General features: G+C 62.0%; 4 protein-coding genes. 3 read left to right on the plus strand and 1 reads right to left on the minus strand.

The features are described 5' to 3' along the window. Positions 1-97: 97 nt before the first annotated feature. Both EN750_RS16820 and EN750_RS16825 read left to right on the plus strand, forming a co-directional pair. A complete protein-coding gene (locus EN750_RS16820) occupies positions 98-1,612 on the plus strand; it encodes a sugar ABC transporter ATP-binding protein (protein WP_127397076.1) in 1,515 nt (504 codons plus the stop codon). Further along, entirely contained in the window at positions 1,596-2,486 is an 891-nt protein-coding gene (locus EN750_RS16825) for a hydroxymethylglutaryl-CoA lyase (RefSeq protein WP_127397077.1), read from the plus strand. Before EN750_RS16820 ends, EN750_RS16825 begins: the two co-directional genes overlap by 17 nt. A 511-nt stretch (positions 2,487-2,997) precedes the next feature. On the opposite strand, the gene EN750_RS16830 is transcribed toward EN750_RS16825, so the two are convergent. Continuing rightward, positions 2,998-3,834, minus strand: coding sequence for an IclR family transcriptional regulator (locus EN750_RS16830; RefSeq protein WP_256746366.1), 837 nt, complete (start codon positions 3,832-3,834; stop codon positions 2,998-3,000). 403 nt (positions 3,835-4,237) lie between these two features. On the opposite strand from EN750_RS16830, the gene EN750_RS16835 reads away from it, so the two are divergent. Continuing rightward, positions 4,238-5,422: aldehyde dehydrogenase family protein (locus tag EN750_RS16835; protein WP_127397078.1), on the plus strand; the 1,185-nt coding region annotated here is incomplete at its 3' end.

The raw sequence follows: 5,422 nt of genomic DNA on the forward strand, positions 1-5,422 counted from the left end.
ACCTCCGTCTGTGAGCATGGCGGCAGCGTCTACGCCGCATCGCGCGGCTCCGGCACGCTGCTGCGCCTGCCCGGCACGACATCCGGTGGAGCCCGGCATGGCTGATCCCCACGCGACCGAGATCGTCCGGTTCCGCAAGGCCACCAAGGCGTTCGCCGGCAATGCGGCGGTGCGCGACGTCGATTTCACGCTGCGGCAAGGCGAGGTCCATGCGCTGCTCGGCGAGAACGGTGCGGGGAAGTCGACGTTGACCAAGGTGCTGGCCGGCCTCTACCCGCTGACGTCGGGCGAGATGCTGATTGACGGCAAACCGGTTGGCTTTTCCTCGCCCGCCGATGCCATGAAGCACGGCATCGCCATGGTGTTCCAGGAAACCAATCTCATCCCGTCGATGAATGTCGCCCAGAACATCTTCCTCGGCGAGGAGAGCTTCTTCAACCGGTTGCGCGGCATCAACATCAAGGCGCAGCAGCATCTGCAGCGGCTGAACTTCCATGTCGAGCCGACCGCGCTGGTGTCGACGCTCGGCGCCGCCAAGAAGCAGATGGTCGAGATCGCCCGCGCGGTTCACCACAAGGCCCGCATCTTCATCTTCGACGAGCCGACGGCGACGCTGACGCCGGAGGAAAAGCAGCACTTCTTCGCCCTGGTCGAGCGGCTGAAAGGCGAGGGCGCTTCCATCATCTTCATTTCACACGCGCTGGAAGAAGCGCTGTCGATCGCCGACCGCATCAGCGTGCTGCGCGACGGCGCGCTGATCGTCACCGACGATGCGCGCAATCTCACCCGCGAGAAAATCGTCCAGGCGATGGTTGGCCGGCAACTGACCGATACGCTCTATGGCGACGATGCCGCCAAACACGTCGCGCGCCGACCGGGCGAAAAGGTGCTGGCGCTCGAGAACGTCTCGATGGGTAAGGCGGTGCGCAGCGCCACGCTGTCGGTCTTTGCCGGCCAGGTGACCGGGCTGTTCGGCCTGGTCGGTGCCGGCCGCACCGAAATGATGAAGATCGCGGCGGGCGTTTTGAAGCGTGACTTCTTCCATGGTGGCCGCATCACGCTGCGCGGTGAGGTGGTGCACTTCCGCGTGCCACGGCAGGCCGTGCGGCGCGGCGTCGCCTATATCACAGAGGACCGCAAGCTCGACGGCCTATTCGACACGATGGGCATCGCCCAGAACGTATTCCTCGGCAAGCTGGCCAAGGGCTCCAATCCGGTCTCCGTAATCCGCCTTGGCGAAGCGCGCCGGCAATCGGCCGAATGGATCGAGACGATGAAGGTCCGCACGATCGGCGCCAATGCTCGGGTGGTCGAGCTTTCCGGCGGCAATCAGCAGAAAGTGGTCATCGCCAAATCGCTAATCCAGGCGCCGTCGCTGATCATCTTCGACGAGCCGACGCGCGGCGTCGATGTCGGCGCCATCGCCGAGATCCATCAGATTATCGAGCGGCTTGCCGATGCGGGCGCGGCCGTCGTCGTTATCTCGTCCTATCTGCCTGAAATCCTCAATCTGTCGGACCGCATACTGGTGGCGCGCCAGGGCCGTATCGTCGAGGAGATGACCATCGACGAGGCCTCCGAAGAAAAGATCATGTATGCCGCCGTCCATTGAATCGCCCGGTGGGGATCGGCAGGCCACGATCGTCGAAGTCGGTCCGCGCGACGGCCTGCAGAACGAAAAGCGGCTGGTCTCGACCGGGCAGAAGCTGCGCCTGATCGGCATGCTGGCCGATTGCGGCTTCGCCCGCATCGAGGCGACGGCTTTCGTCTCGCCGAAATGGGTGCCGCAGATGGCCGATCATGATGAGGTCATGCGGCGCGCCGTGCGGCGTCCGGGGCTTACGCTGTCCGCGCTGGTGCCCAACGAGCAAGGTGCGCGGGCCGCGATCGCGGCCGGCGCGCAGGAACTCGCGGTCTTCAGCAGCGCCTCCGAGACGTTTTCGAAACGAAACACCAATTGTACCATCGAGGAAGGGCTGGCTCGTTTTGTGCCAGTGATCGCGCGGGCCGCCGAGCATTCCTTGCCGGTGCGGGGCTATGTCTCCTGTGCCGTCGATTGTCCCTATGAAGGCCCGATCGAACCCGGCGCGGCCGCGAGAGTCGTCGCGCGCCTGCGCGATCTCGGCTGCGCCGAAATCGCCGTTGCCGACACGATCGGCAGGGCGACACCCGAGCGCGTGCATGCCATGGTGCTGGCAACCCTCGAAGAAGCAGAGGCTGCGCGGCTGGCCGGGCATTTCCACGACACCGGCGGCCTGGCGCTCGCCAACGTCGATACCGCCTGGGACCTCGGGCTCAGGGTGTTCGATGCCGCTGCCGGCGGGCTAGGCGGCTGTCCCTACGCGCCCGGTGCGGCCGGCAATCTTCGCAGCGGCGCGCTGGTGGCGCACCTTGCGTCGAAAGGGATTTCCACCGGCATAAATCGCGAATTGCTGGCCGGTATCGAAACCATGCTTACCGAGGGTAAGTTTTTCGCCGAGCCATAAAACCACGACAACCCCGCAGCAAGTTTGCCTGAAATCAGTGCCGTCCCGATCTTCGGGGCTGGCGTCTCGGAAAATGCGACACGAGCTATTATTGCTGCCTTGGCTGCCCGCTCGGCTTAGCAAAATTTGACGAGGCATCGAATTTTTGGCGCGCGTGCCGCCCTTGTTGCGAACGTCAGTACCAATGCCCCGATCGCCTTCACACCGAATGGAGAGTGTCGGCGATCGTTGCCATCAGGTTCTGCATGTCGATCCGCATCGACTGATTGATCGCTTTCGGCCAGGTCGACAGCTTCACGCCGACGAAATCGCGCTGGTGATCGATGTCGATTATCTGCCATCCGAGCAGCTACTCTGAATGCAATGGGCGAGCCTCCAAGTTTAAGGTTTTCTATTGGGTGGTTCTCAGAGGGATGGAGCCGGACATTCACTTCCGTCGAGAACCTATCGCGAACTACAGGTTCAAAGCGCAACATCTCTTCGCGCGATGACCGGCCTCTCAAGCACCGACCTATCGCTGATCCGCTGCAGCACTCTTTGCGGCCATAGCCGATCCGTTGTAGGCGTGCATCTGCGCCAGCTTCGCCATGCGCTGGGCGGCTTCTGCGAGCGCCGAGCAATGCTGCTTGAAGTTTTGCTCTATGATCTGACCGTAGGGTCCCGTAAGTCCCACCGCGTACATCACCTCACCGCTCGTCGGCCTTATCGGAAATGCAATCGAGCCCAGGCCCGGAACATGCTCGGCCAGGTCCATGGCATAGCCCTGCTGCCGAACCTCCGCCAATTCCCTGGTCAACTCCGCGATCTTCGTTTTAGTCCGATCGGTATAGCTGCGCAGCTCGGTCGCCAAGATCCTGTTCACGGTCTCCTGCGGATGAAACGCAAGGATCGCCTTGGCCGAAGCGGTCGCATTTACAGGCATGGCCATACCCGGCATGACATAGGTCCGGACCGGAGTATCGGGCGCGACGCAGGTGACCGAGCGCACCTCGGTACCGTCGAACTTCGACAGGAACGCCGACTGGCCGGTGCGGTCGGCCAAATCCTGAAGCGGTCGCTGCGCGAGCGTCGTCAGCCAGCCGCTATCCGGAGACATCTGTAGCAGCTGCAGCAAGCGATCGCCGAGGCGGTATGTCCGATTGCGAACGCTCTCGGCGGTGATCATCCCGCTTTCGATCAAGGCATGCAGCAGCCTGTTGATCGTGGTTTTGGGCAGTCCAAGCGTCGTTTCGAGCTCGATCGCCGTCAAGCCATGCTCGAACGGCGCGACCGTTTCCATGATCGAGATGTAGCGCTCGAGGGGACTGTCCTTGGCGCTCGGCTTCTTCGATTTCGTATTCAAGGGCACCTACGCCGATCTGACAATTGCGACTGCAAGAAGGTTATCGTTCAAAACAGACATGAGGGGCAAGGTCGGTCTCTCGTTATCCCGCCGCGCGTCGAGTCCGAGGGGCTCCGTAGAATAGCCGAACGGCCGCACGCCCTCGGCTGTCGGGCTCCGCCAGGTAACCCGAACCCGAAATCCCCTCACGAATAATACCGAAATTCGGTATTATTTCCGTTTTATGGTCCCCTCGATTGACTCGCAAGCCAAAGCCTGATTATCGGGATAAATACCGATTTTCGGAGGAACTTGAAATGGCTGAACTCCCGCGTGTGACCTACTCGAACATCGGGGTGGATTTTTCCCCTGTTCACGCTCACCTCGATGCAATGATCCCGGATTTCGAGAAGAACACACTGGGTCGCGAGTGGTCGACGCCGTTTGCGACTGGCGCTCGGAAAGAGATCCTGAGCCCTATCGACAAGAAGATCTCTCTCGGCAAGTTCCCGGTTTCAACCCAGACGTCAAGTCCGCGATCCAGGCAGCCCGGGCCGGCGCGAAGACCGGGAACCGTTCGACGCTGGACGATCGCCTTGCATTCGGCGCCCGCTGGCGAGAGGCACTGGCGGAGCGGAAATATGACCTCGGTTTGGCGGCGCTCTACGAGATCGGAAAGTCCCGCATCGAGGCAGTCGGCGAAGCCGAGGAATGCCTCGACATGGTCGAGTACTACGCATCGGAGATGAAGGCGAACAACGGGTTCGTCCGGCCCATGAACGTGTTGGTCGAAAACGAGACTGCTACGAGCGCCATGAAACCCTATGGCGTCTTCGCGGTCATCGCTCCTTTCAACTTTCCGCTCGCCTTGTCGATCGGCATGGTCACGGGTGCGCTGTTGACAGGCAGTGCGGTGGTCTACAAGCCGTCGCCGGGTTGCGCGCTGACCGGACTGCTGATTGCCGAAACGCTTCGCAAAGCGGGCTTGCCCGAAGGTGTTTTCAACATCGTGCTTGGCGATGGAGAGGTGGGGCGCCTTCTTGCCACCGACAACGGCATCGACGGCGTTGCATTCACCGGCTCCCATAAGACCGGCATGAGCATCTTCCGTCATATGGCAACGCTGCCCCACATGAAGCCCGTCATCGCCGAAATGGGTGGCAAGAACCCCGCCTACGTGACGAGCAAGGCCGACCTCGACCGCGCGGCGCAGGGGGTGGCGCGCTCCGCTTTCGGCCTGCAAGGCCAGAAGTGCTCCGCATGCTCGGTCGTGTATGTCGACGAGAAGGTCAAGGCGGAATTTATCGGGAAACTGGTAGCGTTCGCTGGAAAGCTGGTGGTCGGAGATCCTCGTAAGGCCGAGACCTTTATGGGCCCTGTCTATGGCGACGCCACAGTCGGCCGTTTCCAGGCAGCGCTGTCGGAAGTCGAGGGCAAAGGCAAGGTGCATTTTGGGGGCGCCGCCCTGGGCCAGGGCTTTGCGACCAACTACGTCCTGCCGACGGTCGTCGAACTTGATGGTCCGGGCCGGCTGACCCGCGACGAACTCTTCATGCCTTTCGTGGTCGTCCGCGGTTTTGATAGTCTCGATGCCGCGATCGAAGAGGGCAACGAC

Origin of the sequence: Mesorhizobium sp. M7A.F.Ca.ET.027.03.2.1 (assembly GCF_003999175.1) — a bacterium.
Classification (GTDB): Bacteria; Pseudomonadota; Alphaproteobacteria; order Rhizobiales; family Rhizobiaceae; genus Mesorhizobium.